The 16,902-nt window shown below is 41.8% G+C and carries 14 protein-coding genes and 1 rRNA gene; 12 read left to right on the top strand and 3 right to left on the bottom strand.

The window, feature by feature from the left end:
- Positions 1–278 precede the first annotated feature (278 nt).
- The 7 genes from rrf (at position 279) to KSO91_RS07725 (ending at position 7,575) form a co-directional block, all read left to right on the top strand.
- A 5S ribosomal RNA gene (gene rrf / locus KSO91_RS07755) occupies positions 279–394 on the top strand.
- 886 nt (positions 395–1,280) lie between these two features.
- Positions 1,281–1,853, top strand: a complete 573-nt coding sequence (gene pilV / locus KSO91_RS07750) for a type IV pilus modification protein PilV (protein ID WP_238742385.1) — start codon at positions 1,281–1,283, stop codon at positions 1,851–1,853.
- The gene (locus KSO91_RS07745) at positions 1,850–2,860 is read left to right on the top strand and encodes a PilW family protein (protein WP_238742384.1); all 1,011 of its coding nucleotides are present in this window, start codon (positions 1,850–1,852) and stop codon (positions 2,858–2,860) included. Before pilV ends, KSO91_RS07745 begins: the two co-directional genes overlap by 4 nt.
- Positions 2,853–3,299, top strand: coding sequence for a hypothetical protein (locus KSO91_RS07740; RefSeq protein ID WP_238742383.1), 447 nt, complete (start codon positions 2,853–2,855; stop codon positions 3,297–3,299). The genes KSO91_RS07745 and KSO91_RS07740 overlap by 8 nt, the downstream gene beginning before the upstream one ends.
- A gap of 55 nt (positions 3,300–3,354) precedes the next feature.
- Positions 3,355–6,774, top strand: a complete 3,420-nt coding sequence (locus KSO91_RS07735; RefSeq protein WP_238742382.1) for a pilus assembly protein — start codon at positions 3,355–3,357, stop codon at positions 6,772–6,774.
- 48 nt (positions 6,775–6,822) lie between these two features.
- Complete coding sequence (locus KSO91_RS07730) at positions 6,823–7,242, top strand: type IV pilin protein (RefSeq protein WP_238742381.1); 420 nt, start codon at positions 6,823–6,825, stop codon at positions 7,240–7,242.
- Positions 7,243–7,266: 24 nt separating this feature from the next.
- A complete protein-coding gene (locus tag KSO91_RS07725) occupies positions 7,267–7,575 on the top strand; it encodes a TapY2 family type IVa secretion system protein (protein WP_238742380.1) in 309 nt (102 codons plus the stop codon).
- Between the two features lie 20 nt (positions 7,576–7,595).
- Here the strand turns inward: KSO91_RS07725 and KSO91_RS07720 are convergent, their stop codons facing one another.
- Positions 7,596–8,087 carry a GspH/FimT family pseudopilin gene (locus KSO91_RS07720; RefSeq protein WP_238742379.1) on the bottom strand — a complete coding sequence of 164 codons (492 nt, stop codon included), beginning with the start codon at positions 8,085–8,087 and terminating at the stop codon, positions 7,596–7,598.
- A gap of 130 nt (positions 8,088–8,217) precedes the next feature.
- Here KSO91_RS07720 and KSO91_RS07715 point away from each other — a divergent pair, with 130 nt between their 5' ends.
- Entirely contained in the window at positions 8,218–8,556 is a 339-nt protein-coding gene (locus KSO91_RS07715) for a P-II family nitrogen regulator (RefSeq protein WP_238742387.1), read from the top strand.
- A gap of 60 nt (positions 8,557–8,616) precedes the next feature.
- On the opposite strand, the gene KSO91_RS07710 is transcribed toward KSO91_RS07715, so the two are convergent.
- Complete coding sequence (locus KSO91_RS07710) at positions 8,617–9,405, bottom strand: outer membrane protein assembly factor BamD (RefSeq protein WP_238742378.1); 789 nt, start codon at positions 9,403–9,405, stop codon at positions 8,617–8,619.
- Positions 9,406–9,579: 174 nt separating this feature from the next.
- Between KSO91_RS07710 and rluD the strand changes: the two genes are divergently transcribed.
- The 4 genes from rluD (at position 9,580) to KSO91_RS07690 (ending at position 15,082) form a co-directional block, all read left to right on the top strand.
- On the top strand, positions 9,580–10,548 hold the full coding sequence (gene rluD, locus KSO91_RS07705; RefSeq protein ID WP_238742377.1) for a 23S rRNA pseudouridine(1911/1915/1917) synthase RluD: 969 nt from the start codon (positions 9,580–9,582) through the stop codon (positions 10,546–10,548).
- A gap of 4 nt (positions 10,549–10,552) precedes the next feature.
- Positions 10,553–11,296, top strand: a complete 744-nt coding sequence (gene pgeF, locus KSO91_RS07700; protein WP_238742376.1) for a peptidoglycan editing factor PgeF — start codon at positions 10,553–10,555, stop codon at positions 11,294–11,296.
- Between the two features lie 127 nt (positions 11,297–11,423).
- Positions 11,424–13,997, top strand: coding sequence for an ATP-dependent chaperone ClpB (clpB, locus tag KSO91_RS07695; RefSeq protein ID WP_238742375.1), 2,574 nt, complete (start codon positions 11,424–11,426; stop codon positions 13,995–13,997).
- 212 nt (positions 13,998–14,209) lie between these two features.
- Positions 14,210–15,082: a hypothetical protein gene (locus tag KSO91_RS07690; RefSeq protein ID WP_238742374.1), complete on the top strand. Its 873-nt coding sequence runs from the start codon at positions 14,210–14,212 to the stop codon at positions 15,080–15,082.
- 61 nt (positions 15,083–15,143) lie between these two features.
- On the opposite strand, the gene KSO91_RS07685 is transcribed toward KSO91_RS07690, so the two are convergent.
- Positions 15,144–16,739, bottom strand: coding sequence for an ABC-F family ATPase (locus KSO91_RS07685; protein WP_238742373.1), 1,596 nt, complete (start codon positions 16,737–16,739; stop codon positions 15,144–15,146).
- Between the last annotated feature and the right edge of the window lie 163 nt (positions 16,740–16,902).

Below are 16,902 nucleotides of genomic sequence, written 5' to 3'. Positions count from 1 at the left end.
TTGATAGGCAAGGTGTGTAAGTGCAGTAATGTATTGAGCTAACTTGTACTAATTACCCGTGAGGCTTAACCATACAACACCTAAATGGTGTTGCGTAGCAACGACATTTAGGTGTCCGGCAACAAATAAACGTTTTTTTTTATTTGTGAGAGGCACCTAAGTAGCGCTACACGTAACCAAGACAAACAAAAATATGCTTGCGACCCATATTTTACAAAAAATTATTATTGCCTGATAAAACAAGAACAACAAAACAGCTTTTCTAATTAACTTTTTCGTCTAGTAAACATAGCGCTGTGGTCCCACCTGAATCCATTCCGAACTCAGAAGTGAAACGCAGCTGCGCCGATGGTAGTGTGGGGTCTCCCCATGTGAGAGTAGGTCATTGCTAGACACCTAATAAACGAATAATCCCTGTTGACTAAGTCAGCAGGGATTTTTTCGTTTAAGCGCTTAACGCGATGACTACTCGAGCATGGGAAATAAAGAGCAGCCACGCAGTGGCATTCAGATCATGTGATAGTAGGGCGAGTTTGCCGCTAGGCAAGAGTCACGAGCGGACGAGCTCTGCGAACCCTGACCATCGCCAATCGGCCCTCTTTATTATAAAGAATACGGAAAATCCCTGTTGACTATGTCAGCAGGGATTTTTTCGTTTAAGCGCTTAACGCGATGACTACTCGAACATGGGAAATAAAGAGTAGCCACGCAGTGGCATGCAAAACCTGTGATAGTAGGGCGAGTTTGCTGATAGGCAAGTGTCACGAGCGGGTGAGCTCTGCGAGCCCTGACCATCGCCGAGCGGCCTCTTTATTATAAAGAACACGATAACCCCCCCATTCTTCGAAAGAAGGGTGGGTTTTTTTTCGTTTAAGCGCTCTTCTACATAGTTCATCTATTTTCTTTATAACGGTTTACCCTTTTATTGATTTATATTCTATGGGGCACGCTATACTTGTACCAATCTGAAAAATCTACTAGTCTGTTTTTGGACAAGTGGATTTAAGCGCTTAATAGAGGTACGACTAAAGCCGTACTTCTATGAATAGACCAGAATATTAAGTGGATTGGCATTATACTAAATCTACTTTTTATTTATGCGTTTGTGCTTACTTGTTAAAACCGTTGTTAGCTTTGTTATTGACTTTGTAATTAGAACAACTAATTACCGCAATAATCACCTTGCTTGCGATCATTTTCCTTACGCCTAAGTAGATCTTTAAACTAGTGAAATTATTGTTAGTCCTGGTGAAAACTTTTTATTTATCAATGGAATTTATATGAAAAAAGCTGGCTTTAGTTTAATTGAAATAATGATTACCAGCTTTGTTTTGGCACTTGGTTTACTCGGTTTGGCTGGAATGCAATCTACCGCGATCAAGTCGAGAGTTGAAATTCAGCAGCGCACATTAGCTAATTCACTTGCTGCGGATATTAGCGAACGTATGCAGCTAAATCGGCAGTGGTTGCAGGCCGCTGGAAATGATTACGCAATTTCTAGCTTGATGGAAGCCAATCTAACCGCTCCTACTTGTGTTGATAATGAGGCCGTCTTTGATAATTGTAGCGGGGAAGACATTAAAAATAATGATCTCTATGAGTGGAAAAACAAATTCATTGGCGCCAATGTTGTTAGTGCTACGGGTAGTAATGCCGGATTGATAGAAGCGGATGCTTGCATTGAGGTAGATAGTGATAATATGCACATCATTGTTTTAAGCTGGTTTTCTATCATTAAAAGTAAAGATGCAGCTGCTGGGGATGCAGTCGGGGCTTTAACATCCAAGTGCGGAGTCGCGAACACTTCACGGCGGCAGCTGATGGTAAAAACTTATGTGGGTAAATCGATATGAAGCCATCTCTAGCACCATTTCCCCCACTTAGAAAACGCCAGTTTGGTTATTCAATTATAGAGTGGATGATTGTTATTATGCTCACGCTTTTTTTAACAGCTGGTGTATTAACGGTTTTTGTTTCTAGCCAACGTGCAACAACGGAGGCATTGGGCAGTGGGGAGCGTCAAGAAAACGCATCGTTTGCATTACAGATTATCACCAGAGAATTAAAGCAAGCATATTTCTTCGCACAAGCAACCGGTGAAAATAAAGAGTTGTGGAATTTGAATGGGGCTGCAATCGCTCCTAGTTTCGATTGTCTCGATGCTACGGGAAGTGGAACATTCCCAAGCGCGGGTCAATATCGACCGCTGTGGGCATCTACTGTGCCTGCTGTTATGGCCTCTTTAGAAATGAGTTGTATTGATGATAGCGATAGTGCAACCACGCTTATTACTGGTAGCAGCTTTATCTCGGTAATGCGAGCCAGAGGCTTCGCAGAAACGGTGCCATTTAAGGCTAATTCATACTATCTTGATATAAAACCAACAGGGATAACCGTCTATTTAGGCGATGCTAGTGCTCTAACAACCGGCTCTGTTGCACCTGTATGGCAATATATTCGTCATGTTTATTACTTAGATAAACAAGATGATATACCGCGGTTACGCCGCCTGCGACTTGAAAAAAATAAAATGGTTCGAGAAGAGGTTCTGGTTGAAGGAATCGAAGATATGCAGTTTATGTTTGCTTTAGATAAACTGATTGCTAATGAAAGAGATGGTTCTATGCATGCGCTTGTTGGCACGCAGCAAGTCGCTGCTAATGATTGGGACAGTGGACGTGTTATTGGTATTAAAGTTTATTTACTAGTACGCGCACTAAAACAGACGGCTGGTTATGTTAATAATGATACTTATCAAATGGGAACTAAATCTTTTTCCGCCCCAGGTGATGGTTATAAAAGGCAGTTAGTTTCGCATGTGATTACTTTCCAAAACAGCGTGGTATTAGTCGATGATTAGTCTACAGAAACAAAATGGCATGGCTCTATTTATTGCGATGTTGGTCCTCCCATTACTTCTAGTGCTTGGGGTGTTGGTCATGAACCATAGTTTTTTGGGGCTGAAAATAATTGATACGCGCGTTATGCAGGGAGAGTCAAATCTCAAGTTAACTGGTGCAGCACAAGATATTTTGCATCAGACTGGTAGTGCGACAAAATTTGCGGAGGCACTGCCTTCTGCAAGTTTTACATCGAGCTTATTTGGCGAAGTTAACGCTAGCGTTGACTTGCAGGGGGAGCTAAATTGCAGGCGAAGAATGCAGGCGAGCGGTAGTAATTTTAAATGCAAATATTTACAGCTTAATTTAAATCATGCTTATGGCCGAGAACAAACGGGAGTAAGGTGGGCGATCAACTCTATGGGGCTAGGGGTTGAGCAGCCGATTATTGTTGATTAGCAATAAACAGATGATCTAGATATTGTTGTCGAACAGGAAAAATGGAGTCAATATTATGCTAATAAAGCGATTTTTAATAGTGCTATGTAGTGTCTTTTGTACCACTGCCTTAGCAGATGATACCGAACTTTTTGTGGCGGATGTTAGCGCGCAAAATGGGATTCGCCCGCAAGTGCTTATCGTTTTTGATACTTCAGGTAGTATGACAAGTTCAGAGCAGGTAGTACAAGAGCCATACGATCCAAACCATGATTATGGTGCTGGTAGTAATGCCAATAAAATTTACTGGACTAGGGTCGGCGGTGAAACGCCCAGTACTGATAGTAATCAATATTTTTTAACCAGTAAGAATAACTGCCAAGCTTCAGTCGGTTTGCTTATTTCGGCCGGATTATACAATGGTAATGTGCGCCGCTGGGTACCAAATAAAAAAAGCTCCCGTTCTCGCTGGAAAACGTTATATCGCAATAGCGGCGAGTTATTTGAATGTAAAGATGATGTCCTCAATGCTGACTCGCGTAACCCTGCCACTACAAATGACCTTGGTTTTCCAAAAGATGGCCGTTCAGGCCCTTATATTACTACCGTTAATAACATTTTTTCGGGTAGCGATGCGGTGACGCTGTATTCAGGTAATTATATCTATTGGTACAATACGGTTGGAGTGACCAATAAGAGTCGTTTAGTTATCGCCAAAGAGGCGATTGAAAACTTAATAAAAAGCACTCCTTCAGTCGATTTTGGTTTGGCGGTGTTCAACTATAATTATGGTACTCCAGCGCGTAACGGTGGACGTATTGTCGATAAAGTGATGACTCGAGATCAATCTGAAGCGCTAGGGGAAACTCAAGGACTTATTGATAAAGTAAATAGCCTTATTGCCAGTGGTAATACACCGCTTTGTGAAAGTATGTATGAAGCATACCGTTATTATGCGGGAAAAGGGGTTTATTATGGCGATGATGATTCCACTGCAATGCCAGTACGTGATAGCAGCGCTGAAACCGATGGTGTGTACCTTTCTCCTTTTAAACCTTGTCAGGAACGTGCTTACGTTATTTTAATGACAGATGGACAACCAACCAGTGATGGTGATGCAAATTCATTAGTTGCTACACTGACGGGTAAAGGATCGATTGAAGATAGCTATATGCCGACATTAACAGAGTGGATGAATAACTTTGATATTGATGGTGACTCAAGCAATGGTGAACAGCATATAACTACCTATACCATCGGTTTTGGTCAAAGTGCGGTTGATGATGCGGGTAAATTATTGACTGAAACGGCTGTTCGTGGAGGCGGTGAATACTACCCCGCTACTAGTTCCGCTGCATTGCAAAAAGCCTTCCAAGCGACTATTTTAGATATTTTAAATAGTTCTTCTAGCTTATCTTCTCCGGCAATAGCTAATAATAACTTCGATAGGACACGGAGCCTAGATTCGGTATATTACTCTATGTTTATGCCCAGCAATAAATCAGTTTGGCAAGGTAATATTAAAAAACTGACCATGAATGCAGCAGGTATATTAGTTGACCGTTTGGGCGTGCCTGCAATAAATGCTGATGGCAATATTAAAGACAATGCTTCAACGTATTGGGGGGGCGATCAAGATGGTAATGCGGTTGCCGAGGGGGGGATCGCATCAATGTTGGGCGATACCACTACGCGTAAAATATTATCAAATATAAGTGCAAGCGCGTTGCTGGAGCCAACTGCTGCAAATCTTAAAACCTACTATGGCTTAACGACTGATGCACAGCTTTCTCTGGAGTTAGATGTCGATCAAAGCGATTTGAGTGATTATTTGAATTGGTTAAAAGGGTTAGATGTTGATGATCAAAATGTTAATGGTCAAGTCACTGATTATCGTAGTGATATTTTTGCAGATCCTTTGCATTCAAAACCGTTAGCCATTACTTATACAGAGAATGACCAACAAGTGGTACGTTTATTGGTGGGTACGAATGCGGGATTCTTGCATATGTTTACCGATAACGGGGATACTGTTAGTGAGAATTGGGCATTTATTCCTGCGCAGTTGTTACCTTATGGCCTTTCTTTAAGGGATGCTCCTGATTCAAGTGCCCATCAATACGGTCTGGATCTCTCTCCTATTGCTATTAAGGTCTACCAGTCTGGATCGGTGCAGAAAATAATCGCCATTGTTGGAATGCGCCGTGGTGGTGGCAGTTATTATGCTTTAGATATAACCAATGCTGATGCGCCTAAGCTTGCTTGGAAAATAGATGCTGCTACGGCTGGGTTTACCGAGTTAGCGCAGACGTGGTCAATGCCTAGCATTGGAACTTTCTCCTACAAGGAGGGTAGTGTCGCAACGGTTAAGCCTGGATTAGTTTTTGGTGGCGGTTATGATACCAATAAAGACAACTGTACCCCTTCTATCGATGAAACATGTAATGATGTAAGCGGACGAGCTATCTATATTGTCAATGCGCTAACGGGTGATAAAATCTGGTCGGTTGATGGTGCAAGTTGTACTGTTGATGATAAGCACTGTATTCGCGATAGCATCCCAGCCCAAGTAGGGATATTAGACAGCGATGATGATGGATTCATTGACCGCATATATGCGGGTGATACCGGGGGCAATGTGTGGCGAATGGATTTATCTGGTGGAGACACGAGTAAATGGTCGATTATTAAGTTTGCAAGTCTAGGAGGGGATACGGCGAGCACCGACCGGCGTTTCTTTAACGCGCCTGTTATTGTGCGTACCTTTGAAAATAATGTGGTGAAAAGTGAAAGCGGGCAGTTCGCTTATAACAAAGTACCTTATGACGGCATTTTATTTGGATCGGGGGATCGTGCTCATCCGGCTTCGAGTGTTGCTGTTGATGATGCATTCTATTTACTACACGATTATACAATCGCACCGACACTGTTTGGCGGAGTGGGTTTTCCTGAAAAACCTGCCGCCATCACTGTCAATAACCTCTACGATATTACCAGTGACCCCGTAACCTCATATACGGGCGAAGAAGTGTTAAATGTCTTTGCGGATATGAGTAATTTATCTGGCTGGCAATATCGTTTTACATTGTCAGGTGAAAAAGCATTAGGGCAAGGTGCGGTGCTTGAGGGCACGGTCTACTTCACCTCCTTTGTTCCTAACTCGACGGTTAATATTGGCTGTGGTGTCGGTGATTTAGGTACAGGGTGGTTGTATGCGGTTGGTTTGCATACAGGGCAAAGTCGATTTACTAATGATAAAGGGGAGCCTGAGCCTAAAAAAGATATCGGCTCGCGGGTGCCAGACTCATTAGTTATTCATGCCGGTGTCGATGATGATGGCAATAGTGTGATCCGTTTACTGGGTGTGGGTCAGGGAGATAAAATAACGGTTATTAATGCTGAAACAGGAGAGGAGCAGGTCATCCACACCGGGACTGTTGATACTCAAACCGATATGATGCCACGTCGAATATATAGTTATTTCGAAGAAAAATAAGGGCAGATAAATACTCGTCATCGAATCAGGTTTTTAAAGGAAGAGTGAATGAAGAAGAGTGGTTTTACTTTAATTGAGTTATTAATAACCATTGCTATTGTAGGCATACTAGCGGGTGTTGCTTATCCTAGTTATATGCAACACGTTTTGAAATCGAAACGCAGCGAGGCGCAATCTACATTAATGGATCTCGCTAATCGCCAAGAGATGTATTATTTGGATCACCACCAGTATGCAACTAATTTAAATAGTGAATTAGGCCTGTCTGCGAACCCTTTTATTACGAGTAATGGTTATTACTCAGTAACGACAAGCTCTGCAGCGGCTACGGGTGATTTTACTTTAACAGCAACCGCTATCAGTACTCAGGCTGCAGATAACGACTGTGCGAAACTGAGTATTACTCAGGAACTCGCTAAGGATGCATTTACTTCTGCTGGTGATAAAAATGAAAATTGTTGGAAGTGACAATTGCTATATAAGGATAAATAGATGAAACGTAAAATATTACTGGTGGCGAGTGCACTTTTTTTATCCAGTCCACTCATTTTTGCGCAAAGCGCAGAGCGGATACATTATAAATGCCATCTGACACTCAATAATAAGAGTGACGTTGTGCATCTGTTTGTTACAACGGACAAAACGCAGAGTGAGTTTGAAAAAGGGCTCATTGGGCAAATTGTTTATTCTGCCGACGGTGTTAGCGGATCGGCAATAGAGCGCATTTACGAATGCGTTAAAGCAGATAAAATATTTAAAAATAAAGACGCAAGAGAGTTAGAGCGGATCACGCCGTTTTAGGGGAATTATCTTGTTTTTTATTAATCGCAATTATTGACATCAACAATTTTAGCTCGCCCGCTATAGGCAACCTGTACGCCGATTGCACCATCATGACTGCAGTACCTAAACAGTGCAGAGCTTCCTGTTATTTGCCCATCCGGTGTGAAAGTGACGCTGGATGTGGGGAAAACCAGCGTGTCAATAGTATTAAAACTATCTCCAGACAGAAGTAATACTTCTCCGCTATCGTAAGTTTTACTTTGATTACTATCAATAAATACATCTATTCCTTTTATCCAGTTATTAGAACAGCTATTGTTCTCTAACGGACAGGCAGTGATATAATTAATCAGGCTGACAGATTGACTGCGCGCGAACAGGAGCTTGTTTTGAATGGTAATAGCGGCAGCGCTTAAACGATTATTTTGTATTAATGTTTGGAATCCAGGAATACCAATAGTTATTAATAACATACTAATTATTAATACGATAATAAGTTCTAAAAGTGTGAAACCTCGCACAGCAGCCATATTTACTTCCTAGTGGTAGAGGAGAAGATAGCAGTGTAATATTATTTTGTATTTACTGCCTGTATATTTACTTTAATTGTATTACAGTTAGCAATTCTTATTCGCTTAAACACCATATAAAGAGATCATGATGAAAAAAATAGAAGCAATAATTAAACCATTTAAAATGGATGATGTTCGGGAAGCACTTGCGGGTATCGATATTACAGGGATGACAGTGTCAGAAGTAAAAGGTTTTGGACGTCAAAAAGGGCACACTGAATTATATCGAGGTGCTGAGTATATGGTTGATTTCTTACCTAAAGTAAAAATTGAGCTGGTTGTAAAAAAAGAAGATGTCGAGCGCTGTATTGAAGTGATTATAGCGACAGCGCAAACTGGCAAAATTGGTGACGGTAAAATATTTGTTATGCCTGTGGAACGTGTTATTCGAATTCGTACGGGTGAAGAAAATGAGGAAGCGGTTTAAACTACAATTCACAAAAAGGAGAGCAATGCTCTTCTTTTTGTAAATTATTTTGTCTGCTTATTACTGGTCTTTATTGTCATTCTCATAGCGCGCTAGGAGATGGTTTTGGGGAAAGTTTAACTTCAATACCGCGATTGCATTCTCTTTCGGCTGAATTACACCGAGCGCTTCATAACCCTCAACCATTATTTCTAATGCGCCTTCAACGGCAGAGGTATCTGGGTAGTTATTTAATACTATTTTTCCACGGTTAATTGCAGCGATATAAGCTTCGCGTTTAATATACCATTGACCAATAGCCAGTTCATAGCGTGCTAATCTATCTTTAATAAAAACGATTCGTTGTAATGCATCCGCTGCATACTGACTGCTCGGGTAGCGTTTAACAAGGAATGCAAAGTCCTTAAACGCTTGTTGAGAATTACTGGGATCACGATTAAAACGATCAATACCAAATAAGTTTTGGAAAAATTGCTGATCCGTTGCCATATAAGTTAAACCGCGCATGTAATAAAGGTAATCAAGATCTTCATGGGTTGGGTTTAAACGCATAAATCGGTTAATACTTGCCAAGGCTAAAGCGGTTTCATCCTGTTTGTAATAAGCATAGATAAGATCTAATTGCACTTGATCTGAATGCGGGCCAAACGGGTAGCGGCTATCCAATGCCTCTAATATTTCTGTTGCTTTTTCAAAATTTGCTGACGCTAATGCAATTTTTGCATCCGCATAAAGTACCACTGGTGGTTTATCTTCGACTTTTGGCTTTTCACTTTTTTTAGAGGAGCAGCCAGTCGCTAATAAAACAATAAAAACAGAGGTCGTTAATAGTCTGAGGATCTTTTTCATAAGTGTTATAATGCCAATGCAGATAAATAGCACAGTATCTTCTATAGACTAAAAAAAGAAAAGTTAAAAAAGATAAAATGTGACAAGATCGCAGTGCAAACAATCAAATTAAGCTTATTTATCCAATTACAGATAATAAAACGCAGTTAAAAATAGAGAAAAGAGAACAAATATATGAGTCAACAGTTAAAACTCAGTGCAGAAGTTACTGACGAGCAGTTAGGATTCCGCCTAGATCAGGCCGTAGCGTCGCTATTTCCTGACTACTCTCGCACCCGTATTAAAGAGTGGATTCTGGCCGATATGGTCAAAATTGACGGCGAAGTCATTCCTCGCCCGCGCGAAAAAGTTTATACAGGGCAAATAGTTGATGTCGACGCCATATTAGAAGATGAAGTGGTATTTAAAGCGCAAGATATCAAATTAAATATCGTCTATGAAGATGATGATATTTTAGTTATCAATAAACCAGCAGGTTTAGTCGTGCATCCCGGTGCAGGGAATTCTGATGGTACGATTTTAAATGCGCTATTGCATTATTTTCCTGATATTGCAGAAGTACCACGAGCAGGCATTGTTCATCGTCTCGATAAAGAGACCTCTGGTTTAATGGTGATAGCCAAAACTGTACCTGCACAAACGCACTTAGTCGCAAGTTTACAAGCACGCGAAATCACACGTGAATATGATGCTATTGCAATGGGCTGTTTTACTGCTGGTGGTCGTGTAGAGGCAGCCATTGGTCGTGACAAAGCCAATCGTGTCAAAATGGCTGTTAGCACAATAGGTGGGAAGCACGCGGTAACCCATTATCGTGTGGCCGAAAAATATCGTGCCCATACACGCCTTCGTCTTCGTTTGGAAACAGGCCGTACGCACCAAATTCGAGTACATATGGCGCATATTGGCCATGTGTTAGCCGGCGATCCTGTTTACGGTGGTCGTCCTCGCCCACCTAAAGGTGCATCTGAGGATTTGATTAGCACTCTGCGGGCTTTTAAACGCCAGGCTCTCCATGCCACTATGTTACGTTTAGAACACCCAATAACGGGTGAAATGATGGAATGGCACGCACCTGTGCCAGAAGATATGGCTGAGCTAGCTCGCGTATTACGTGCTGATGCTGTTTTCTTCGCACAGTAGAAAAATGCTAAAGTTTATAACGCCCAATTGGTCAGCGCCTGCACATATTCACGCCTTTTCGACCACTCGATTAGGCGGGTCTAGTCGCGATCCTTACCAAGGATTGAACCTCGCTTTACATGTTCAAGATGATCCCGTTATTGTTCTAAAAAATCGCATTTTATTGGCCGATTCTCTTGCTTTACCGGGGCCCTTATTTTGGTTAAAGCAAACACACAGCACAAACTTGTTGAAGCTTGATGCGGATAGCTCTGATTCCGTTATGGCAGATGCGATTTGGACGCCACTAAAAAACAAGCCCTGTATCGTCATGACCGCTGACTGCCTACCTGTGTTGATCACTGATAAAAAAGGATCTTTTGTGAGTGCTATACATGCCGGCTGGCGGGGTCTATCAGATGGTATTATTGAACAGTCCATTGTTGCGATCTGTGACTCACTAAAGATTAATTCAACTGAGCTGTTGGTGTGGTTAGGCCCTTGCATTGGTAGGCACGCTTTTCAAGTCGGGAATGAGGTTCGAGCTGAATTTATAGCGCAAGATAAACTGGCTGTATCCGCTTTTACGGCAGATAAAGATCGTTGGTTAGCCGATCTGCAGCAATTAGCTATGTTGCGTTTAGCGCCTTTTAATATTACACAGATAACCCGCAGCGACCATTGTACTTTTACTGAATCAGAACTTTTCTACTCTTATCGGCGTGATGGGAATACGGGACGCATGGCAAGTTTAATTTGGATTGATTAAGTTATTGACATTTGTAAATAAACAGCATTTAAAAGTATTACCGGCACCATTTTTGAACCTCTCACCTTGATATATTGTTAATAAACCTCCATCTTCATTGTATAGAGAATTCTTGGAGGACCAAGTCATGCGTTTAGATAAATTAACCAGTAAATTTCAATTAGCCATTTCCGATGCCCAATCACTCGCCTTGGGTCGCGATCATCAGTATATTGAAGCGACACATCTGATGTTGGCATTGCTCAATCAAGATGGTGGCTCGATTCGCCCCATTTTAGCGGATTTAGAAGTTGACCTTAATTTACTGCGCTCGCAGCTATCGACGGAATTAGACAAAATACCAAAAGTATCTGGGATTGGCGGCGATATCCAACTTTCTGCTCAACTAGGTACTCTTTTTAATCTTTGTGACAAATACGCACAAAAATCTAAAGACAAGTTTATCTCGTCCGAGCTTTTTTTACTTGCAGCCTGTGAAGATAAAGGTGCACTAGGCGTTATTTTAAAGCAATTAGGAATAAGTAAAGAAAAAGTAGCGGCATCGATTGATAAAATTCGTAATGGCCAAAAAGTTAACGATCAAAATGGTGAGGGGCAAGAGCAAGCACTCGCTAAATACACCATCGACTTAACCGAGCGAGCAGAGCAGGGTAAGCTAGATCCTGTTATCGGACGTGACGATGAAGTGCGCCGCATGCTGCAAGTATTACAACGGCGCACCAAAAACAATCCAGTCATTATTGGCGCGCCAGGTGTCGGTAAAACGGCAATTGTTGAAGGACTTGCACAACGAATAGTAAATGGTGAAGTGCCGGAAGGGCTAAAAAACAAACGGGTATTATCACTGGATATGGGTGCTTTAATTGCGGGGGCGAAATATCGTGGCGAGTATGAAGAGCGTTTAAAATCTGTCTTAGCAGAGTTGGCCAAAGAAGAGGGACGTGTGATCCTCTTTATTGATGAACTGCATACGATGGTCGGCGCAGGGAAAACCGAAGGATCGATGGATGCCGGCAATATGCTAAAACCGGCTTTGGCACGCGGTGAACTGCATTGTGTTGGTGCAACGACACTTGATGAATATCGTCAATATATTGAAAAAGATGCAGCCCTTGAGCGCCGTTTCCAAAAGGTGCTGGTGGAAGAACCGAGCGTAGAAGACACTATTGCTATATTACGTGGTTTAAAAGAGCGTTATGAGTTGCACCATAAAGTAGAAATTACCGACCCTGCCATTGTCGCGGCAGCTACGCTTTCACACCGTTATATTGCTGATCGTCAGTTGCCCGATAAAGCGATTGATCTGATTGATGAAGCTGCATCAAGTATTCGCCTACAGATGGACTCTAAACCGGAAGAGCTTGATAAACTCGAACGGAAAATAATTCAACTGAAATTAGAGCAGAAAGCACTGCAAAATGACAGTGATGATGCGAGCATTAAACGTCTGCAGGATATTGATGATGTGCTGGCCGATAGAAACCGAGAGTTTCAAGAGCTTGATGAAATCTGGAATACAGAAAAGGCGGCGCTTTCTGGTACTCAAAATATTAAAAAAGCATTGGAACAGGCGCGCTTAGATTTGGAAGTTGCTAGTCGCGCCGTTGATTTAACACGCATGTCCGAATTGCAATACGGTAAAATTCCCGAATTAGAAAAACAACTGGATCTTGCAACCCAAGCGGAAATGCAAGAAATGACACTGTTAAAGCATTGCGTGACAGAGAATGAAGTTGCAGAAATTCTCGCCCATTGGACCGGTATTCCGGTAGCAAAAATGCTTGAAGGGGAGCGTGATAAACTCTTAAAAATGGAAACTCAACTGCATTCGCGTGTTATTGGGCAGAATGAAGCAATTGATGCAATTGCCAATGCTATTCGCCGCAGTCGGGCGGGGCTAAGTGATCCAAACCGTCCGATCGGCTCATTTCTTTTTCTTGGGCCTACCGGAGTGGGTAAAACGGAATCCTGTAAAGCACTAGCCAATTTTCTTTTTGACAGTGAAAATAATATGGTACGTATCGACATGTCTGAGTTTATGGAGAAACACTCAGTGGCACGATTGGTCGGCGCACCTCCGGGTTATGTGGGCTATGAAGAGGGGGGGTATCTGACTGAGGCTGTGCGCCGTAAACCCTATTCGGTTATTTTGCTAGATGAAATTGAGAAAGCACATCCGGATGTCTTTAATATCTTATTACAAGTTTTAGACGATGGACGCTTAACCGATGGGCAAGGGCGTACGGTCGATTTTAAAAACTGCGTAATTATTATGACCTCTAATATTGGATCGGAACTGATTCATGAGCGTTTTGATAAAGTTGGTTATGAGCAGATAAAATTGGCATTACTTAATGAACTGGGCAATCATTTTCGCCCTGAGTTTTTAAATCGCATTGATGAGACGGTGGTTTTCCATCCTTTAGGGAAAAAACATATTAAATCTATTGCAATTATCCAGTTAGATGAGCTAAAAGAGCGCCTTAAAACACGTGATTATCATTTGAATTTTGATCCGTCAGCAATCGAGCTGTTAGTGACTGCGGGTTACGACCCGGTGTATGGTGCAAGACCTTTAAAACGAGCCATTCAGCAGTTGTTAGAGAACTCCTTAGCGCAGGAGATCCTCTCAGGAAGCTTGTCAACAGGCAAACAGATAGAGGTCACCGTCAAAGAGGGGAAAATTAATTTTTCACAGTAGAGATATAACCGTCTGTTTATAAGACAAGTGGCCTGACTATTAAGTCCGGCCATTTTTGTTGTACTATTTATTCTGCAAGGCGATGAGGCTTATCTGTAATCAGAGGAGGTACACCGCCTGAGCTTTTTTATCACAGACTGATTTTTTGAAAAAAAGTACGATATAACCTGTTTTTATGGTGGTGAGAAGTAGAATCTATTAAGGGAAAAACGATGCTTGATGCTATCTGTATTTATAATAAAGATAACTCCGTAACCTACTCTATTTTTGAATTTAAAGCGTTGCCGGAAACCCAGATAGATAAGTTACGTTACTCCCTGTTATGTCCCGTTTGTCTGCAGAAAGCTTATTTTCGTCGCGCATCTAAAGATGGTAAACAGGCCTGTTTTGGAGCGCGTTATCACCAGCTTGATTGTGCTGAGTTTAATCCTTCGGTACGTAAAAGTGAAGAAGACAGGCAGGTTTCAGAAGTTGAAAAAGTACTGTTAGAAGATAATGCATTAGTGATTGATTTTAATCAGCCAATGAAAAAGCTGAAAAAAGAGCGCCCGATAGATCAAGATAACAAGCTCAGCCGCTCAATGCTTGAGCATAAATTAACCCGCAGCTCTTCAGAAAATCAAGAAAAGTTAACAGTGCAAGCAGATCAATCGAAGGCCGCCAAGCAAGGGCTTGGCAAACTGCTGATTAGTTTGTTGCGGGGAAGTTCGCTCGCGGCGTCGGATGTTTGGATCTATACCAGCGAAACGCATAAATGGCGAGCTAAAAATCTGTTTGTTAATATTGCCGATGCACAGCCGACAGAGAATGGTGCGCCGCGGATGTACTGGGGAACGCTTTCCCATGCAGATCCAAGCTTGAGCTGGTTAAATCCGGCTGAAGATCGCTGCGTTGGGGTGCCTATCGCAAAATATCGTGAAAAATTATTAAGTCGCTTTGCCATCGAAAATCCACGCGATGTGGAAGGAGCTGGCATTATTCTATTTGGTAAGTGTGTCGAAAGTAAGGATAAAAAACGTAAGTATATTTATCTTTGGGGAAATGATCTACGTTATCTCTATTTATCTAAAGCAAGTGAAGAATAATCCTTTAATAACGACCGCAGAAAAAGGGCACTAAGCCCTTTTTCTGTAAAGTGATAGGGAATTAACCGCCGATAATGCCTTGGCTTTTAAGGTATTCACTGTACGGGCCGTGGAAATCAATTATTTCATTTCCTTTAATTTCAATAATGCGGGTCGCCAGTGAAGAAACAAACTCACGGTCATGACTGACAAACAGTAACGTACCTTCGTAGTTTTCAAGTGCTAGATTTAATGATTCAATCGATTCCATATCCAAGTGATTGGTCGGCTCATCCATTAACAAGATATTTGGCTGATCCATCATTAATTTACCAAATAACATACGCCCTTGTTCACCACCTGAGATTATTTTGACTGACTTGCCAATATCATTTGAGCCAAATAGCAGACGTCCCAGAGTGCCTCGTACAAATTGCTCGTCATTGCCCTCTTTCATCCATTGGCTCATCCATTCTACTAAAGTTTGGTCTTTTTCAAAGGCGTAAGCATGATCCTGAGCATAATAGCCTAAACTAGCGTTTTCAGACCATTTGAATTCACCGGAATCGAGTGGTATTTCACCCATTAAGGTACGTAATAACGTTGTTTTACCGACGCCATTTTGACCGATAATGGCAATGCGTTCACCCACTTCAACCATCAGGTTAAGGTCTTTAAACAATGTGTGATCAAACGTTTTAGTAATACCAATGACTTCAAGCGCATTACGGAACAATTTTTTCTCTTGTTTAAAGACAATATAAGGGTTTACGCGGCTTGATGGTTTAACTTCATCAAGCACAATTTTATCCATTTGCTTGGCGCGTGAAGTTGCTTGCTTAGCTTTTGATGCATTAGCAGAAAAGCGGCTAACGAAATCTTGCAGCTCAGAGAGTTGCGCTTTTTTCTTGGCGTTATCAGAGAGTAGACGTTCGCGAACTTGCGTCGCCGCCGTCATATACTCATCGTAGTTGCCCGCGTATAAACGTAGTTCACCGTAATCGATATCGGCCATATGAGTACATACGGAGTTTAAGAAATGACGGTCATGAGAGATGATAACCATCGTGCACTGACGCGCTTTTAATTCGTCTTCTAACCAGCGGATTGTGTCGATATCCAAGTTATTGGTTGGCTCATCGAGTAGCATAATATCCGGATTTGAAAACAGCACTTGTGCAAGTAACACTCGCAGTTTCCAACCGGGAGCAACGGCAGACATTAAGCCGTAATGCTGTTCCAATGGGATGCCCACGCTGAGTAACAACTCTCCTGCGCGTGAGTCTGCGGTATAACCATCCATTTCTGCAAATTCAGTTTCAAGATCGGCGACTTTCATACCGTCCGCTTCACTCATATCGGGCAAAGAGTAGATACGGTTGCGTTCAGCCATCACTGCCCACATCTCTTTATGACCCATCAATACGGTATCTAATACCGAGAACTCTTCAAAAGCGAACTGATCTTGATTCAGTTTTGCAATACGTTCGTTTGGATCTTTGGCAACATTACCTGCACTCGGCTCAAGATCGCCGGTTAGGATTTTCATAAATGTTGATTTACCACAACCGTTAGCACCAATCAGACCATAGCGGTTGCCGTTACCAAATTTAACTGAGATATTTTCAAAAAGAGGTTTTGCACCAAACTGCATGGTGATGTTATTAGTACTAAGCAAGATAATTTTCCTAAGCGTATATAAACAAATAAAGTGCCGCTATTATACAGAGGAGATTGATTATTTATAGACCAATAGTGATTTAAATCACATCGGATAATAGAGATTATTTTGCTATTGCTCGGTAATGAAGTGATCACTGCGGTTTTTTATTACAGCTGTT

This window comes from Psychromonas antarctica, from assembly GCF_022267535.1.
GTDB lineage: Bacteria > Pseudomonadota > Gammaproteobacteria > Enterobacterales > Psychromonadaceae > Psychromonas > Psychromonas antarctica.
This window is presented reverse-complemented; position numbering and strand designations above follow the sequence as displayed.